This is a genomic window from Paenibacillus sp. N119s (assembly GCF_059447605.1).
In genome coordinates this window covers 1-16,567 of the sequence record NZ_JCAJRU010000096.1, presented here as the reverse complement: position 1 = coordinate 16,567, position 16,567 = coordinate 1, and the positions used below count along the sequence as shown (strand labels likewise).

Here is a 16,567-nt window from a genome sequence, read left to right as displayed (position 1 = left end):
AGACGAATAATGGTGGTTCGGGCAGTAGTAGGACTAGAACAATTTCAAGTGCTGATGATTTATCAGATGCAGCTAAATCTAAAATCACTACTAGTCAGAGGGCTACTTTGAATCAACAAGAAAGAACATACTCACATTTAACCGAAATGGATTTAAAGGGAGCACAGAGAGATTTAGATGGCAACCCTGTTCCAAAACCAGGCGGAGGTTATTATGATCATGCTCAAGAAGTTTCTGACGCATATCGTGGTTTAGTTGATATGAAAAAAAGTTGGGAGGGGGTTCTTAGAAATCCTAATTTGGACACTGAACTCCGACAACTTTATACTTCTAAGTTAAATGAAGTAGACGTTTCGATGAAAAAAATTGAAGATATGTTTGCCCCTCATGGCGGAGTGTATCCACCTAAATAATGATTGGAGTAATGTATATGATTAATAGAAGAAAAGCATTAAAAGAGTTTTTAACAAATGAAGAATATAGAAGTATTGTGGAAAACGCAACACAATTTTCAGATATGACACTACCTGTATGGCACTTACAGATTACAGGAAAATGTCTCTTTGAGTTATCAAACTTCGATTTGATTCGTTGTATTAGACAAGGCATTTTTACCAATCTAGCAATATTTGAAATTATTGAAAGGATTGATGAACACAATACACCTTTCTATGCTGATATTGATTCAATGGAATTGATGGAGAAATTATCATCTGTTAGTTCTGAAATGCTTTCAGTGTACAAAGGTAAATTAGATAGAATTATTGAAAATATTGAACAGAAGCATTTAATAGATTTAGCAGATATCTGGATGTTTGATGAACAAAAAGAAACATACAAAGACTATATCAATAAAATAAAGAATAAAATCCAATAATTAAATTTAATGAGGTGCTTTTAAATATGAATATCTGTCAACGAGGTATGGTCAAGCCCCCATTTAGTGGATAGTAGGAACTGTAAGATATTTTGTGTACATTTCACAGTGTGAACATGAACCTCTGAAATTTGTTTTGTAGTGTGACCTTGAAAGGCTGTAGTCTTTCAAGGTTTTTCTTTGTTCACCTTGTCAAAGAAGAAGCAAATCGTCAGGAAGTAATTCTGCCCTATCCTCAACGCTTGAATAAGCAATGCTACCACGTAAAAGAGTGACGATTGGGATGCGTTCTGCATCCCAAAGTATTACTTTTCGGACTGGATGAATTACCGGATGCGAATCCATTAGACATGTATTGGACAATTGTGCAACTGATAGCAATGCGGATTGCCATCGTCAAACAAGGAAGAAATGGTTATGATTTGGAATGAACAAAATAATGGAAGTTAAGCGTATAGAAAATAACGAATAAACATAACGAATACTGAGAAACTTATATAAGATTCATAATAAGGAATAGGCTTTTCAATATGCGGGCAGATATACCAACAATCTTTAAATATTGAAATATTACATAGGTTTTTGATTTGAGTAACGTAGACGGATACAGACAAGACCGTTTTCTCCTTGGGGGCGGGCAGTAAGGGGCTATTTCCTATGGGAGATACTCCTTATACTACCTTAAGGTGACGATGCTATTTTTATTTATTATCTGAGCTTTACAGGGGAAATCATTTTTTCAATCGTAGTACTTGTTGTCTGACTCTCTGTCGTTGTGATTTATATTGTTCTGTCATTTCGTCATGGTGTTTTTTTAGTTCGCTGTGATTACTATTTTTAATGCTTTTTAAGGCTTTAAAGATTTCTGAATGGTAGCCCTCTGGATCAAGTTGTTTTTTCATCTCATTCTTTCCCCAAGACTCCCCATCAAGCCAAGCCATTTGAAGTTGAAAAGCAACTTCATCCGCAAGTACTTCGGTTGGAAGATCGATGATTATTTTTTCAGCAACCCCATCTCTTAACACCACATAGTACCTATTGTTATGAACGATTGAATAGTACAATCTAGAGTTCCTCCTTTTGGAATGTTGTTTTATCACACGAAGCTCCCCGGCTAAAAGACGAAATTCGGTATGAAAGCCGATCCTGCCTAGAAGAAGTGTGGAATTTATTATTAAAGGTATATCCTATTCAAATATTATTGGTAATTCGATATTTTATTATTTATTGAATACAAAAAATTTTATTGTCAATAAATATAGATATAAGTTAAAAGGGAGGAACAATCATGCCCCTAAAATCAGATGGTTTGAAAATATATGATTTTGCTTCAGTTACACCTTTGGGTATCCGGTATCAGCAGCTTTATTATACGTGTTCCAAAGCGATAAGAGAGCGTTGGTTTGAGCTAGCCCAAAGAGACGGGGCATGGAATATCCGTATTCAATATACTCCAAATGATCTGAATATTATTTATCTAGAAACAGATTCCAAAGAATTTGAAGAATGCAGAATTGTTGTAAGAGAGTCATTGCAAGGTCTTAACTTAGAGGATTATGTACAGAGTGTCCAGCTAATGAAACTAGCTAAGCAAATCATAGAAAAACAGGATTAGGGTTTAAAATTTTTATGTGGAAACATGTGAAAACAGGTGACGCATTTACACAAGGAGGGATGTACAAGTGTATTTAGATCAACTTGAGCTGTTTATTAAGGAGGGGAACTATAAAAATCTAAAACGGATGGAAAAGGAGATTGCAATAATACGAAATAGTGTGATGAAACATCAAGAGAGCCTGGGATTGAAACGAATGGTATGGTTAAAGCAGAGGGTAGTGGGAACGTTTAGCTCGGTATATACCTATGAAGAAGATAAGAGGAATCTGTTCGACTTTTTGAATAGCTTTGGATTACTTCCTTTTGTTTTGAACATTACATGGGACAAACTCCTACCCGAGGACCAAAAGAAACTTGAACAATTTGCAACTCCGAAACAGTCTTACTTACGTTTTTCGCCCAAAAAATCATTATGGATAGATGCTGATGAGTTAAGGGGCTTTGAGGTACACGTTAAACAGCTAGATATTATACAGCAGATCGAGGAGTGGAAAAGAATTCGGCTCTTACTTGATCGAGAATTGCAACGGTGGAATGCCCTGAGAAAAACCTCGGTGCGGGAAATGGAGAAGGAAATTCAAAGAATAGATCTTTCTTTTGGGAGTTTGAATGTAGTTATCCCAAGCCCACAGCTTAAGGCCATAGATGTGTTGGATCAATTAAGTGAAGATTCTTTAGTTAACGCTGGCTGTATTAATTACGAGTTAGTGATGGAATATGCTGCAAAAGGTTTCTTTAAGAAGTCTGAGATTAATCGTTTCCGTCAGATAAAAAATATAACGAGTAAATATGTACTAACCAAACTGGAGAAAGACGAAAGGATGTATGAATTTTTTCTTAGAAAACAACATCGTTTATCACGACTCAGTCAAGAAAGTTCATGGAAATCGTAGGTGATCCTTGGCTTGCACATATTTACGAATGATAAGATCCATTCTATTTAGATGCGTTGACTTACGTTATTACACGAAATGAATAGCACCAACCCATTTACCTCTCAAGCGACACTATCTGTAGCAGTTATTTTCAAAGGGATTGGAGGATAAAAGAAAGCAACCTAAGATAATCAGACGGAGACCAAAGCTGTGAAAATCCCTTGCTGAGCGATTGTATATCAATCTTGAAAGCCAAGATATTTATGTTGGTAAGACCTATTTATTTATTCCTTGAAGTACAATTCATGGTATAATCTCACCAAACACGAGTCCTTTATAATTTATGCTATTTTGTCGAAAGTCAGATTACTAAAAAGCTGGAGTAGTCCAGAAATCTCTCTAGAAAAATTATATATCACACATCTAAAAGTCAGGCACCTTGTTTTTACAGTGGGGCTTTTTTTGTATTTACTACGATGTGAATGGAGGGGCACTATGGCTCAAGCATATCCAATTCCCACCACGATAGAAAAATGGATAAAACAAGGTAAAGGTCAGGGCATGGGAAAACATTATGTACCTTGGTTTACAGCAAGGCAGGTACCTTCCCAAGGACGGACGCATACCGCAAAAGGAATTAAATCAGGAAGAGAGCACTTACTTCTTTCGGATCTAGAATGGTATTACTTTTATTTATTGGAATGGTCCGATGTCATAGAAGGGTATCGCGAACAATATCCACTCTTGCCCATAGAAGAAACGATTCAGATTGCGGAAGACCTCGGCGTTGATCATCCCATTGATCCCCAGAAACGCGAGCTGAAGGTGATGACTACAGATTTTGTAATTGACCAGGACGATAACCCTGTTGATGTTGTGAATATTAAACCAGCTAATAAGATTACATTACGTGAAGTGGAGAAGATGGAAATTGAAAGACAATACTGGGAAGCACGGAATGTAGGATGGAGTTTAGTAACCAATAAAGATATCCCTGTGCCCTACGCAATGAATATTCAATACGTTCATAAAGCCTATAATCTAGCTCCGTACCATATTACAGATCAGCATGTAATGAAGGCTAGAGCGTTAATGGAACAAAGAATTACAGATCTATCTTATAAATTAACTGATATAACCGATCAAGTAGATGATGCCTTAGGACTAAAACCTGGAAACAGTCTAGTCATTGTAAGGCACTTGATTATGACTAGACAATGGAGAGTGAATATGAAGACAAGAATAGATCCTAATCGCCCCTTGGAGATACTGGATTTCAATTATGATATTTCCAGCCAACAAGGGGGAATACGTCATGCATAATGAAATTTACGTAAATACAGTTTTGGTGGTATGGCAAGGTGAAACGGAAGAAGAAGAGGAAGAACATGATGATCCTGATTTATACCGTGTCCTTTGGGTGCAGCGCAACGAAGACTTGGTGATTATGATCAATACGAAGGAAGAAAAGGGGTATAATCCGTATCCTGAAATGTTTTCATATTCTATGATTCAGGAAGAGATGAAGGCTGGCAATATAGAAAAGACGGTTATATCTATTCCTAGAATCCATTACCTGGAGCACCAACTGAGCCCTAAGGACAAACAAATCCGGAATCAAAGGTGGAGTTATTTGAACAGGTTAGTAAGTAAGGAGAATGTACCCCATATATTTTACAAACATGAACGTAGTTGTATTGTATCTAACTTGCATAAGCAAACAGGAATATCTAAAGTCCTGATCTGGCGCATTCTTAGAAGGTACTGGCAACGCGGGATGGTCGAAAATACATTACTCCCTGATTATGATCGCTGCGGTGGAAAGGGTAAGGAGCGTGCAGGTACAAATCAGAAGCTGGGCAGACCTAATATGCAAAGTCGGCTTGACGAGGATGTAGTGGGAATTAATGTTACGGATGAAGTCAAACATATTTTTAGAGTCTCCATTGCGAGATGGTATCATAAACGTGAAAAACGAACGTTCCAGGAAGTCTACGAACTCATGCTAGCCCGTTTTTTTAATGATGGGTTTGAACTCATTGAAGGGAAAAAGGTTCCCATCCTTAAACCTAGCCATGAGAGACCAACTCATCGTCAATTTCAATATTTTTACCAGAAAGAGAACAACCCCAAGGATATGATCTTAAACCGTGAAGGTAGAAGAAGATATAACATCAGATACAGAGCAGTAGAAGGTAGTTTAAAGCATCGCAATTTTGGGCCTGGTTCTGTATATCAGATCGATTCAACGGTCGCTGATATTTATGTGGTTAGTCGCATTAATCGAAAGTGGGTGATCGGCAGACCGGTGATATATATTGTATCTGATTCATTCAGTTCTTTGATTGCAGGGATATATGTGGGCTTAGAAGGACCCAGTTGGGTTGGTGCGATGCTTGCTTTAGAGAACGCTGCTTCAGATAAAGCGGAGTACTGCAGACGGTTTGGCATTGAACTTACAGAAGGAGAATGGCCGGCTATTGGATTACCAGAGATTTTATCAACAGATCGAGGAACGGAATATACCAGCCAGTATCCTAAGCATTTAAAAAGAACATTAAATGTAGAATTGGAAGCGTTACCTCCATATCGTCCTGATTGGAAACCGATAGTAGAAAAAACCTTCGATTTAATTCAGGGAATGGCTATAAAATGGACTCCGGGGGCTGTTCTTGAACGAGAAAAAGAAAGGGGGGAATCCGACTATCGTTCTAAAGCTGTTCTAGATATTCATGAATTCGAAACGATCTTAATTGAGTGTGTGCGTTATCATAATAAACGTTTTTTACCTTCTTATGAGCGTTCCCAGCCCATGATTGAGGACGAAGTCAAAGCAACCCCTTTGCATTTATGGAATTGGGGTGTTCGTAAGGGGCATGGTTCACTACGGTGGGCAACTAAAGAAGAACTTCGGATGAATCTCCTGCCTTCCCAAAAAGGACGTTATACTGCCAAAGGAATTCGCTTCGCAGGACATTCTTATACTTGCGTCACCGCCGAAACAGAATCTTGGAGGTTTAGGGCAAAAAATCAGGAGGTTATTGAGATTGAATATAGTTATGATCCAAGAGATATCTCTGTAATTTTTTTAAGACATGAAAATGGTCGATTCGAAGAATGTTACCGATTGGACGATCAGTATGAACAAAAACAAACGTCGAATAACTATCGTTATGAAGAAGAAATAGACAAAAAAGCGTATGAAGAACAAGAATCCAGGGTGGGACAAGATGAAAATATTCAGAAACGGATTATTCTTCGTACCAAAAACACAGCCATTGTAGAAGAAGCTAAATTGAAAACAAATGAAGCTATGAAGGGAATGACCCCACATGCAAGACTGAAGAATATGCGGGAAAATCGTTCAAATGATAAAGAACAGGAAAGACGGGAAAAGAGCTGGACAGATCGTAGGGGGGATACCAAAAGGAAGGGGAGCAATGTGATTCCTTTGCATAATGCCTCCCACGACGTGCCTCACACAGATAAAAGTCGTTTACTTCAAAAGATTTTGGAGGAGGATGAAGAGGAGTGAACACCAGACATCCTTTTCGAGGAAGAGTTGAAGTCGCTGAATATCAGGATACAGGAATACAGGATTATCAAGGACATCCGCTCATTGAATGCCTTCCTCCTATTTTAGAGGACGAGGAGGCAATCCGGATGATAAAGAACATCAGGAAATTTAACCCAGAGGAACGGTTGTTAAGTCCAAGTAAAAGAAGACATTGTATCGAGCGTTTAAGAAGTTTTGTGGTACCTTTAAGCTATCATATTGATTTACAGCAGGATATTTCTGAACTGATTAGGCAAGGGTATGTATCACGAAATTTAAGGACGAATGATGATATTCGTCGCATGCGAAATGTGATGATGGGGTTTAAAAACGAGACTATAGCTAATCTTGAGAAAAAAAGATTTTTTGTACCTGCGGCTACCTCCTCCGGTATTGCTGTTATTGGTATTTCAGGTGCAGGTAAAACGACAGGAATCAATAGAGTCCTGAACTTGTATCCACAGATCATTATTCATCCTGAATATGAAGAAAAGCAACTCGTGTGGGTAAAAGTTGATTGTCCCGTCACCGGTACTGTTAAGCAACTTTGTCTCGGATTAATTAAAGAGATGAGTGACTTATTTGGCGAGGTACACTATGAAAATTATGCTCGATATCGAACGGATGAGTTAATTGTTTTGTTGGCTTCATTAGCGATGCGATATCATTTGGGTGTTCTGGTTATAGACGAAATACAATATTTAAATGAAGCAAGAAGTGGCGGCGCAGCGCTGATGTTAAATTTTTTTAATACACTAATTAATACGATTGGAGTCCCGGTTGTTTTAATAGGTACACCAAAAGCCAAAGATATTTTTGCAAAGGAATTCAGAAACACCAAGCGAGTGACTAATCAGGGCAGCATTTATTGGGATCGACTTCAAATGAACAGTACAGATTGGACTATTTTTTTGTCGCAACTATGGAAACATCAATGGACACAGATTGAAGTGGAACTAACAGAAGAGTTCAATAGGATTATGTATGAAGAAAGTCAGGGAATTCCAGACGTTGCCGTGAAGATATATATTGAGTCTCAAAAGAAAGCGATTGAAGAGGGAGAAAAATTAACTCCTTCCATCATAAGTTCTGTGGCACAGAAGCAATTTAAAATATTACAGCCCGCACTTAATGCTCTGCGAAGTGGAAAAAAGGGAGAGTTGGTTAAATTTCTGGATATATTCCTTAGTGATTCCCCGAAACGAGTAATATCATTGTCGGACAAAAAAGAACTTGAAAAACAATTTTCTATGGATTTGGATACGCTTCTTTCTGAGCAAGAGGAAGAGAATGATTTAGATGAAATTGTAACATGGTTAATGGATGCCGGTATCACAGAAGATGTGGCTAGAAAAGTAGCACAGAAAAGTAAATGCGAAGATAAAGACAAGTGGAGAGCTGCTTCGTTTCAGGAGGCTATATTACCTACGAAAAATGAGCAAAACGATAATGTTAATGCTGTTCGGCCTCAAAAAAGAGAAAAAAAACAAGTGCGACAAGTAGGTCTGGTCTCAGTCCTAAACAAGAACAAAAAGAAAAAAGCCACTAGTACCAGTTATGATATTTTAAAAGAAGCGGGTTATATTCAAGATCCATTCAATTTCTTGAAATTGGAGTGAAACTCATGAGCATGGAGATCTATCCTGATGAATTAATCAGTAGTTTTATGGCTAGAATGCATTGGATTAGAGGTCATAAAAGCATCCGGGCTACATACAATAACTTGCTTGAATTAAGAGCAGGTAGACCAGTTCATGATTTACCCAGTGGATTGGTGACATTCATACAAAAATTCAAGTTTAAATGTAGTGTGGAGGAATTAATTTATTCCCACACATTATATCCTTATTACCAACCTTTTTGGTCAGAACAGCAAAGAAGGCGTGTGAAAAAAGAGATGCTATCCGATAAAAGTCAGATTACACACCTAGTTTCAGGAGTAATGCCCAGTGTAATTAAAACCCATAAGCAACTCAAACTGTGCCCTTTATGTATACAACAGGATGAACAAAGGTATGGAGAACCCTATTGGCATCGAGCTCACCAACTTCCAGGCGTATGGGCTTGTCCTACACATCACTGCGTACTAATGGACAAATGTTTTGAATGTGGTGATGGCTTTTTGGATCATCGTATCCAGTATCCAACGTTACTGAGTGGATTTTGTAAAAATCAGCATTCCTTAGCTCATGTTATTTACCCCGAGAAAGATATGGATGTATTACAACTGGCAAACACAAGTAGGTTTATCCTACACGGGGGATATAGTCAGCTTAATCATATGTTGATGTATAAGCGAATTATGGACCAACTATGCCGTTTAGACTTATGTACAGTAGCTGGAAGAGTGAGGCAAAGGGAAGTAAGAGAGCGATTTTTCAGTAAATTTAATAGTACATTTTTAAGTCGCATAGGGGTACCTCTTCCAACATCAAACGAATTTAGTTGGTTATCCACTATTCTTCGAAAACCAAGACAATCTCAACATCCTCTTTTATATATACTATGTATTCACTTACTGTGGGATCAACCGGAAGACTTATTGCAGGAAGAGAGCAGCTCACCTTTTGGCACAGGCCCCTGGCCATGTTTAAACAAGGTATCCGATCATGAATATGTTAAGTCCATAAACAAGGTGAAAATAACGGCATGTTCAAAAACCCGAAAACCAGTAGGTGTTTTTGAATGCCCTATTTGTGGATTTACTTACTCCAGAAAAGGACCAGACAGAAAGAAAGAGCATGTAAGTGAAATAAGCACCATCAGAAATTTCGGTTTTGTTTGGGAAAACCAATTAAATGTTTTATTAGAGGAGGACTCGTTAAGCGTAAGAGCAATTGCTCGTTTGATGAAATGCGACTCTAAAACAGTCATGAATTACAAACACAAAAGAAATGCTAAGGAAAATAAAGTTGACCCGATGTCTGAAAATCATTCAAGAAGAAAACAGAAAATAAAGCCTTTTACCTGCAAAGAGAATTTACCACTATCTTATGAGAGAGTCGATTGGAAACGACGGGATTTGGAAATAAACGACCGAATGCTACATGCCATTGATCAGTTACAGAACAGTAAGGACAAACCTATAAGGATAACCAAGACTCGAGTAGGAAGAATGATAGGGTGTTCTGGAATGTTGGAGAAGCATCTAGATAAATTACCTTGCTGTAAGGCAACACTTGCAGAGCATGTAGAGCCTATTCAACAATATCAAAAAAGGAAGATCCATTGGGCGATCCAAGAATGTGTAAATAACAAAGTGACTCTAAAGAAGTGGGTTATACTTAGGAAAGCAGGGATGAACAATTCTAATTTCAGAACTCTAGATGATTATATCTTTGAGCAAATTGCATGTTTAAATTGCGAAAAGCAAATCGGATAATTACATTGATAAATTTTAGTGAATAATCCTTTAAGCAGGGTGAGGGGAAGACATATTGATTATCAATTTGTATCCTGATGAGTATATCTATAGTATCTGTGCGCGATTTCATTTTTATCTAGGTACACAACTAAGAAGTGCTTCTAGATTAATCCAATCATATTCGACTTTGCTAGATATGTGTCACTTAATGCGACCCGTAACTCCATCAAAATCGTTAGTAGATGCTGCGTATTTGCTACAAACGCACACGCTCCATCCCTATTTTAATCATTTTATTCCAAATCACAAAAAGAAGGAAATTAAAAATACAATCATGAATGATCTTCTAACCAATCTAGAAAACAGAATGGGCTTTAAAATAACTAACCCAGATCTGTGTCTATGTCCCCTTTGTTTCATTGAAGACATGCATAATTATGGTGATCCTTATTGGCATAGATCACATCAATTAGCGGGTACTCTCGTGTGCGACACCCACAATATAATGCTCCTATCTGAATGCCCTGTATGTGGTGAAGTACTGGCGACAAGTACGGAGAAAATCCCCAAGGTTCCTTCTTTATTTTGCTCCTCCGGACATTCCCTTGAATGTGTTATTCCTAACCATAACAAAATCCTCTTAACAATTGCATGTGAAAATCGTTTGTTACTAGACGAAAAAGTTAATCTTGATGTCATAGAAATTGAAGAGAAAATGAAGGGGATATTACTCTACAAAGAGCATATTTCGAATAAACATACATCAAGGAATATAAAGGTAAATCAAAAATTCCAAGCTAAATTTAGTGAGGAATATGTGAATCGAATTGAAGATTCCATTCAAAATTTGAAAATTAATTCCATATGGAAAAAACAATCTATTCATCCTATATTCTATGTACTGTACATGATATATTTCTCAGGCACAATAACTAACTTTATACATGAGGATAAATATCTACCGTGGAAAAATATGAAATCTTGGCCATGTCCTAATAAAGTGTGTCCTAATTATAAACAACTAGTCGTTCAATTGGTGAACAGTGAAATGATATCTGGTGATATTTATGGCTATTTTATGTGTCCTACATGCGGGTATGCCTACTCCGAATGTGATGGAGACAATTTAGGGACTTTAGATATTATATCTAAAGGTCATTTGTGGGAAACAAAATTTAAGGAACTCCTTTATAGAGAAGATATATCTTTTGATGACATGAAAGAAATTTTAGGTACTACTTTTTATTGGATAGAAAAAGAACTTAAAAAGTACGAAGACCTAGGTTTAGAACTTTTATTAAAAAAATTGTATTCTAAAGAGATATTAGAAAATATAAAGACAGACGCACATATTAATAAAAAATGAAATTAAAATCAGTACTTTAATAATATTATTAGTACTATTTTTTTGAAAGAATAAATTACAAAAACTGGACTTTAGTACACAACTTTATTGTATATCGTACAGGTGAAAAAGGTTGCATTTTACTCGCTAGTACACAACTTTATTGTATATTATAAAATCGAAAAAATCGGAAAAAACGTTGATACACCAAGGAGAGCTAGTACACAACTTTATTGTATGTACACAGGATTGTCTGGTGATAAAAAAGTGTGGAACCAGTGAAAAAAGTCTGGAACTGGTCATTTTACAAACATTAAGAAAGATCCCGATGATATATCGGGATCTTTTTGGTTTAGGATGACCGGTTTTTTAGTTGCTCATGTCGGAAGGAAATAAGGTATTAGATTGCCGCGGTGCTTCACCAGGAGGATCACCACATAAGAAGAAGGACCATTCTTCTGAGGGGACGGGTGAAGTTAGTGAAGTATGGCTAAATCCGAAATGGAAATGGGGAAGTCTTAAAAGTACTCCCACGTATGGTCACACTTTTTCAGAGCACGGAGCTAAGAAAAAGCAAATCAGCTTATAGACAGAGCCAGAGGAAAGGGACATCAAATCAGTCAAATGACTTGATGAGAAGAGTGCGGCAGACTTTCTTGCAGAGGTAGCGAAAAAGGGTCCTGGTGTTCATGAAGTTCCGCTACCATCATCTATTAAATCAAAAGGGTACTTGCCAGATGGTACTGAAATAAAACCTGATTTGGCTAGAGTGATAGTGAAAGAGGATGGTGGAATTAGGTCTGCTTTTCCATATAGCAGTGCTCCTCAATCAGGAATAGGAAAATAATAAAAAGGAGAAATAACCATGGAGAATGTAAACCCAGAGTATGTTACTAAGAGTGCTATTGAAGGTCTTGTACAAAAAATCAAATTACCTGCTCCTGATGAATTTTTACAAGATTGGGAATATGAAGTGTCGGATTCTTCAAGAATAACCGAATTCTTATACGCCTATGAAAATATCGAATTAAACAAAGACGAAAAATTCGCCTTAATGATTATTATTATTTCATCATTCAATGATGCTATAGTAGAAGGAAATACTGAGGAGAATTGGGCTAGTTTGATCAGATATCATCTTCTTCAAGATCTTAGTATTCATAAAAATACTATTTATTATTGGTCGATGTTGGACGAGGATGATCTGGAAAATTGTCATGCTGTAACATCATTCATGAGAGAGATTGCACATGTCGCCAAATTAGATGATCAAAACTAGAGTTGAGAGAGGGGAATTAATTTATTGGGTTTACAATTCCAACAACAAGATTGTACAATACAACCAACAATGCGAGATAGCCGCCCGTACTGTTCTCTTTTATCCTAATTGTTGTTTGCTTTTGTTGAAGAAAAGACCCCACCCAGTGCCGAATGAGTAGAGCGCTGATTTCAAGGAGGCTTACCCCATGTATTACCCGTATAAAGATTTCTCCATTTCTGTTGTACGCACATCAAATGCTTAAATTTTATAATCTATATATCGCTATTCCTATATATCAAACAGGTTGATTATGGTTAGATACCACCATGATTGAGCTGTTTTTTGTTATCTTTGTTTTCTCCATGTTTTTGAAAAATTCTATGTAACTGTAGAATACGCCGCCTCGATATGGAACGAGCAGAAGGTAAAAATTTGCTATTATTTAAGATAAATCGCGTGACAATTAATAGTGGACGGCTAAAACGAAAATATTTTTGATTTTGTCAGCAACAGAATGGTACATTATTGCGAATTTACTCCAAAGAAGGACTTGGTGACTCCCAGTTTACTTAAAGAGTAGGTCATGTGGTAATTGTTTTTTTATTGTCATTAATCTGATATAAAGTCGTGTAAAAAGTTAAATTAAGTAACATTAACAATAGAAAGGGAGAAAGTCTAGTGGACGAGAAAGTTAAATATATTAATGAGCTATTCAAATATCTAACACAAAATAATGATACAAAAGAATATCAAACGTTTTTTGCTCTACTAGAAAAAGTAAAATATAATCCTAGCTTGCTAGAATATTACGGAGAAGAATTTGTTGAACATTTGATAGACCTTCTCCCGCGTATAGAAGATAAGTATGATCAAGCTTCAGTAATAGAAGCAATCATTGAATGTTTAGACATTTACACATTTAGTGAAAACTACCTCAAGGAAATCTTTGATAAATATATGTTATGTGTAGCTGAAAAAGCTGTTAATGTGAAAGGAATGTCAGCTTGTTTAATAGGGTTTATACAAGCGGGAATTAGTGAAAAAGAAATAATTAAGAAGTTGGAAGAGAATTTAGAGAAAGAACACTTAATAAACGTACTCTCAAAAATGTACATCAATTTTCTTGCTAATTCTGTAGAAGCCAAATCTTACTTGATGAAGGAAGTACAAGAGGCTTATTATTTAATCCAGCGTTCTGGAATTATCGCTCAATTTTTATTATTAGTGCATCCACACGTTCGGAAATATGCGGGAATAAGTCAGATCACGTTCTTATACGATTCATACAGAGGTGTGTATGAGGATTGCTGGCCAAGAGGGTTACTTCCCAATATGAAAGACACGCTTATTAAGTCAAAGGTGCTGTCATCAAAGGAAGTAAGTATTTTAGAAGAGTTGGATAGGTTAATCAATAAGCAAGAAAAAGAATTAGATTCGATGGAAGTTAGAAAATTGTATGAAGATTTTTTCGCAGGTAAAGATCCACTTGAGGTAATCTTTACTTTGCCAGTGTAGAAAATTATGTAAGATGATTCTACCTAACCACTTGATGATATGTTCCTTGGATTAAGCGGGCGGTAGATAACGAAGCCAAGCAAATTCGATTATTCTTACCCCTGCTAAGATTGAATTGATATGTTATTCCGATGTGACATATTCAAGATTAAATAATCGCCCTATGCTTCTGTGTGTGATTCCTACCTATAGAGTGTCTACCCTATAAGGGGAAATATCTCGAAAGGAGAAGTCGTTTATATCATCCTGTAAAAGACTGCATTCAAAAGTTTGGGCTAACACATCGGGCGTTTGTCGTTCTGCATGATATCTCTTGAGAGTTTCGTAGTTGCTTGTTTATTGCTACACTGATTCCATCCCCCGCCTCGGCTACGATGAACAGGAAGCATATATCTTATGATGGAAGTGGAGAGCAGCAAGAGCCTACCGCCGCAGCGGTAGGCAGAGTGAATCAATGAAGCATCTCCTTTAGATACGACATAGTTCTTATACGGCGGGAGAATGTGCCTGAACATGGTTCTGACAATATACGACGAGCTTGTCAATCTTCGTCAAGCATATCAAAAACCAGTCGGCAATCTTCTACAACAAATTTATGAAGAAGATTTTATAAGACCAATACACGATATCAAAATAATCAAAAAAACTTGTTTTGTATGCAGAAACGACACTCCTTTTCTTTATCCTGATATAAAATATTCTTCTCCTCACAACTTAATAAGGGAGAGCATTACTTTAAACTGGGTAAGACAGTTTTTGGGTTTAAACTTTATAATGATGTAAGCGAACCAGCGGATTATGGAATAAACTAAGCGGAAGACCGCGTTTGGGAGTCGGTTTCCAACTTTCTTTTCATGGTAAATTTGGTGGTTCCATACTTTTTATTTCTCGTGTTTATCACGTGCCGCGGCAAACCCAATAAAACCAACAAAATTGGTTCCGTACTTTTTTATCACCCGACACCGATGAGCAAGTATCATCGGGCTTTTTAAGTTAGAAACCTCTGTCAATGGGGTGGGAACAACAAGGAAGCTTTTTAGCCGGGTAGGGCGGTACGCAAGCCATTATAGATGTCGTCCAAAGCGGGGTAAAGTTGTAGACGGTGTAATTCTCTGCTTACAGACTTCTTTTCAAGCATTACTCTACTAACCCCAATTCCATATATTCGTTTATTGTGACGACGCCAGTTGGGGGCATCTGGTGATCGCGCTGATATCGTTTTAAGGCCGCGGTAGTATCAGAGCGAAACTTTCCGTTGCACATTCCTTTGAAGTAACCTGCGCTCTTCAAGCGAGATTGAATCAATTGCACGTCCCCTCCGACGTCGCCTTCTGCCAAGTCCTTGGGATCTCGATCAGATTCCCCTAATACATGGCCATATATGGTCACTTTTGTGCCTAGAGGGACCAGATTGTATAATTCCATGACATCGTGGTTCCACATTCGAATACAACCATGGCTTTGATGCTGTCCAATAGAATATGGTCTGTTTGTTCCATGAATGCCGTAATATCCCCAAGGTACATTTAATCCAAGCCAGCGCGGACCAAAAGACGCTCCCCAGTTTTCCCCCTTGTATACTATTTTATATTCCCCAATGGGTGTAGGGGTTGAATGATTGCCAACAGCGACCGAATACCTTTTCACTATTTTGCCATTGGCACGTACAAAAAGTCGGTGCTGCCGAGGATAAACTTCGATGGCGTAAACTCCTTGTTCAGATACGATCGGTAATGACGGATCGGCATGTACGAGTATACCCCTGGAAAGAGTGGACAAGTAAAGGATCGAAACCAGTACGACAATTCGAAAAGAAAGTGAATGCATGCTTTGCTTCAATTATAATCACCATTCCGTATTTAAGGTGGCAGGGCAGAGAAAAGCAATTGCTATGTAACTTACTAATTGGTGAATTTCTGAACAACCTTATTTTTTACCTAACAGTCCATGTTTATTCCTGTGACAGAAAACATGAATTGTAAAAACTCCAATGGTGCGAGAATAATCCTGGAGAATAGGTCCATTGTGTTTTCAGATAGATTAGAACGAATCGGTAATGACCCTTGTCATCAGGGGATAAATAAGCCATTTAGTGGTTTTATCCTTTATACAATGGTATGAAAAATGCGACTTCAACGATGGCAGTCGCTTTTTTTT

Annotated in this window: 15 protein-coding genes; 13 read left to right on the top strand and 2 right to left on the bottom strand. The window is 37.3% G+C overall.

All coding sequences use genetic code 11. From position 1 onward, the window contains the following. The 3 genes from AC5V8P_RS12815 to AC5V8P_RS12805 form a co-directional block, all read left to right on the top strand. The coding region (locus AC5V8P_RS12815) for a polymorphic toxin type 28 domain-containing protein (RefSeq protein ID WP_495473664.1) at positions 1 to 413 on the top strand (413 nt) is incomplete at its 5' end. 17 nt (positions 414 to 430) lie between these two features. Further along, positions 431 to 877 carry a hypothetical protein gene (locus tag AC5V8P_RS12810; RefSeq protein ID WP_064797307.1) on the top strand — a complete coding sequence of 149 codons (447 nt, stop codon included), beginning with the start codon at positions 431 to 433 and terminating at the stop codon, positions 875 to 877. A gap of 278 nt (positions 878 to 1,155) precedes the next feature. Beyond that, on the top strand, positions 1,156 to 1,308 hold the full coding sequence (locus AC5V8P_RS12805) for a hypothetical protein (RefSeq protein WP_155762558.1): 153 nt from the start codon (positions 1,156 to 1,158) through the stop codon (positions 1,306 to 1,308). 300 nt (positions 1,309 to 1,608) lie between these two features. Here AC5V8P_RS12805 and AC5V8P_RS12800 read toward each other — a convergent pair whose 3' ends face one another. Next, positions 1,609 to 1,941, bottom strand: a complete 333-nt coding sequence (locus tag AC5V8P_RS12800; RefSeq protein ID WP_064797306.1) for a hypothetical protein — start codon at positions 1,939 to 1,941, stop codon at positions 1,609 to 1,611. 224 nt (positions 1,942 to 2,165) lie between these two features. On the opposite strand from AC5V8P_RS12800, the gene AC5V8P_RS12795 reads away from it, so the two are divergent. From AC5V8P_RS12795 to AC5V8P_RS12750, 10 genes are all read left to right on the top strand, one after another. Further along, complete coding sequence (locus AC5V8P_RS12795) at positions 2,166 to 2,492, top strand: hypothetical protein (protein WP_064797305.1); 327 nt, start codon at positions 2,166 to 2,168, stop codon at positions 2,490 to 2,492. A 67-nt stretch (positions 2,493 to 2,559) separates the two neighbouring features. Continuing rightward, the gene (locus AC5V8P_RS12790) at positions 2,560 to 3,387 is read left to right on the top strand and encodes a hypothetical protein (RefSeq protein ID WP_064797304.1); all 828 of its coding nucleotides are present in this window, start codon (positions 2,560 to 2,562) and stop codon (positions 3,385 to 3,387) included. A gap of 477 nt (positions 3,388 to 3,864) precedes the next feature. Next, a complete protein-coding gene (locus tag AC5V8P_RS12785; protein ID WP_064797303.1) occupies positions 3,865 to 4,692 on the top strand; it encodes a heteromeric transposase endonuclease subunit TnsA in 828 nt (275 codons plus the stop codon). Between the two features lie 184 nt (positions 4,693 to 4,876). Continuing rightward, positions 4,877 to 6,904, top strand: a complete 2,028-nt coding sequence (locus tag AC5V8P_RS12780; protein ID WP_495473663.1) for a TnsB C-terminal domain-containing protein — start codon at positions 4,877 to 4,879, stop codon at positions 6,902 to 6,904. Then, positions 6,901 to 8,544: an ATP-binding protein gene (locus AC5V8P_RS12775; RefSeq protein WP_064797301.1), complete on the top strand. Its 1,644-nt coding sequence runs from the start codon at positions 6,901 to 6,903 to the stop codon at positions 8,542 to 8,544. Before AC5V8P_RS12780 ends, AC5V8P_RS12775 begins: the two co-directional genes overlap by 4 nt. A 5-nt stretch (positions 8,545 to 8,549) precedes the next feature. After that, the gene (locus AC5V8P_RS12770; RefSeq protein WP_064797300.1) at positions 8,550 to 10,307 is read left to right on the top strand and encodes a TnsD family Tn7-like transposition protein; all 1,758 of its coding nucleotides are present in this window, start codon (positions 8,550 to 8,552) and stop codon (positions 10,305 to 10,307) included. A gap of 55 nt (positions 10,308 to 10,362) precedes the next feature. Then, positions 10,363 to 11,655 (top strand): TnsD family Tn7-like transposition protein, encoded by a 1,293-nt coding sequence (locus AC5V8P_RS12765; RefSeq protein ID WP_064797299.1) that lies wholly within the window; start codon positions 10,363 to 10,365, stop codon positions 11,653 to 11,655. 844 nt (positions 11,656 to 12,499) lie between these two features. Beyond that, a complete protein-coding gene (locus AC5V8P_RS12760; RefSeq protein WP_064797298.1) occupies positions 12,500 to 12,913 on the top strand; it encodes a hypothetical protein in 414 nt (137 codons plus the stop codon). Between the two features lie 660 nt (positions 12,914 to 13,573). Next, positions 13,574 to 14,410 carry a hypothetical protein gene (locus AC5V8P_RS12755; protein WP_063212878.1) on the top strand — a complete coding sequence of 279 codons (837 nt, stop codon included), beginning with the start codon at positions 13,574 to 13,576 and terminating at the stop codon, positions 14,408 to 14,410. Between the two features lie 332 nt (positions 14,411 to 14,742). Next, positions 14,743 to 14,868: a hypothetical protein gene (locus AC5V8P_RS12750; protein WP_269203281.1), complete on the top strand. Its 126-nt coding sequence runs from the start codon at positions 14,743 to 14,745 to the stop codon at positions 14,866 to 14,868. 679 nt (positions 14,869 to 15,547) lie between these two features. Here the strand turns inward: AC5V8P_RS12750 and AC5V8P_RS12745 are convergent. Further along, the gene (locus AC5V8P_RS12745) at positions 15,548 to 16,249 is read right to left on the bottom strand and encodes a L,D-transpeptidase family protein (protein ID WP_231116892.1); all 702 of its coding nucleotides are present in this window, start codon (positions 16,247 to 16,249) and stop codon (positions 15,548 to 15,550) included. Positions 16,250 to 16,567: the final 318 nt, after the last annotated feature.

Excerpts from the sequence above, each read along its gene's own strand:
- AC5V8P_RS12780 (WP_495473663.1), top strand. The coding sequence starts at position 4,877 with ATGATTCAGGAAGAGATGAAGGCTGGCAATATAGAAAAGACGGTTATA.
- AC5V8P_RS12785 (WP_064797303.1), top strand. The coding sequence starts at position 3,865 with ATGGCTCAAGCATATCCAATTCCCACCACGATAGAAAAATGGATAAAA.
- AC5V8P_RS12795 (WP_064797305.1), top strand. The coding sequence starts at position 2,166 with ATGCCCCTAAAATCAGATGGTTTGAAAATATATGATTTTGCTTCAGTT.
- AC5V8P_RS12770 (WP_064797300.1), top strand. The coding sequence starts at position 8,550 with ATGAGCATGGAGATCTATCCTGATGAATTAATCAGTAGTTTTATGGCT.
- AC5V8P_RS12760 (WP_064797298.1), top strand. The coding sequence starts at position 12,500 with ATGGAGAATGTAAACCCAGAGTATGTTACTAAGAGTGCTATTGAAGGT.
- AC5V8P_RS12810 (WP_064797307.1), top strand. The coding sequence starts at position 431 with ATGATTAATAGAAGAAAAGCATTAAAAGAGTTTTTAACAAATGAAGAA.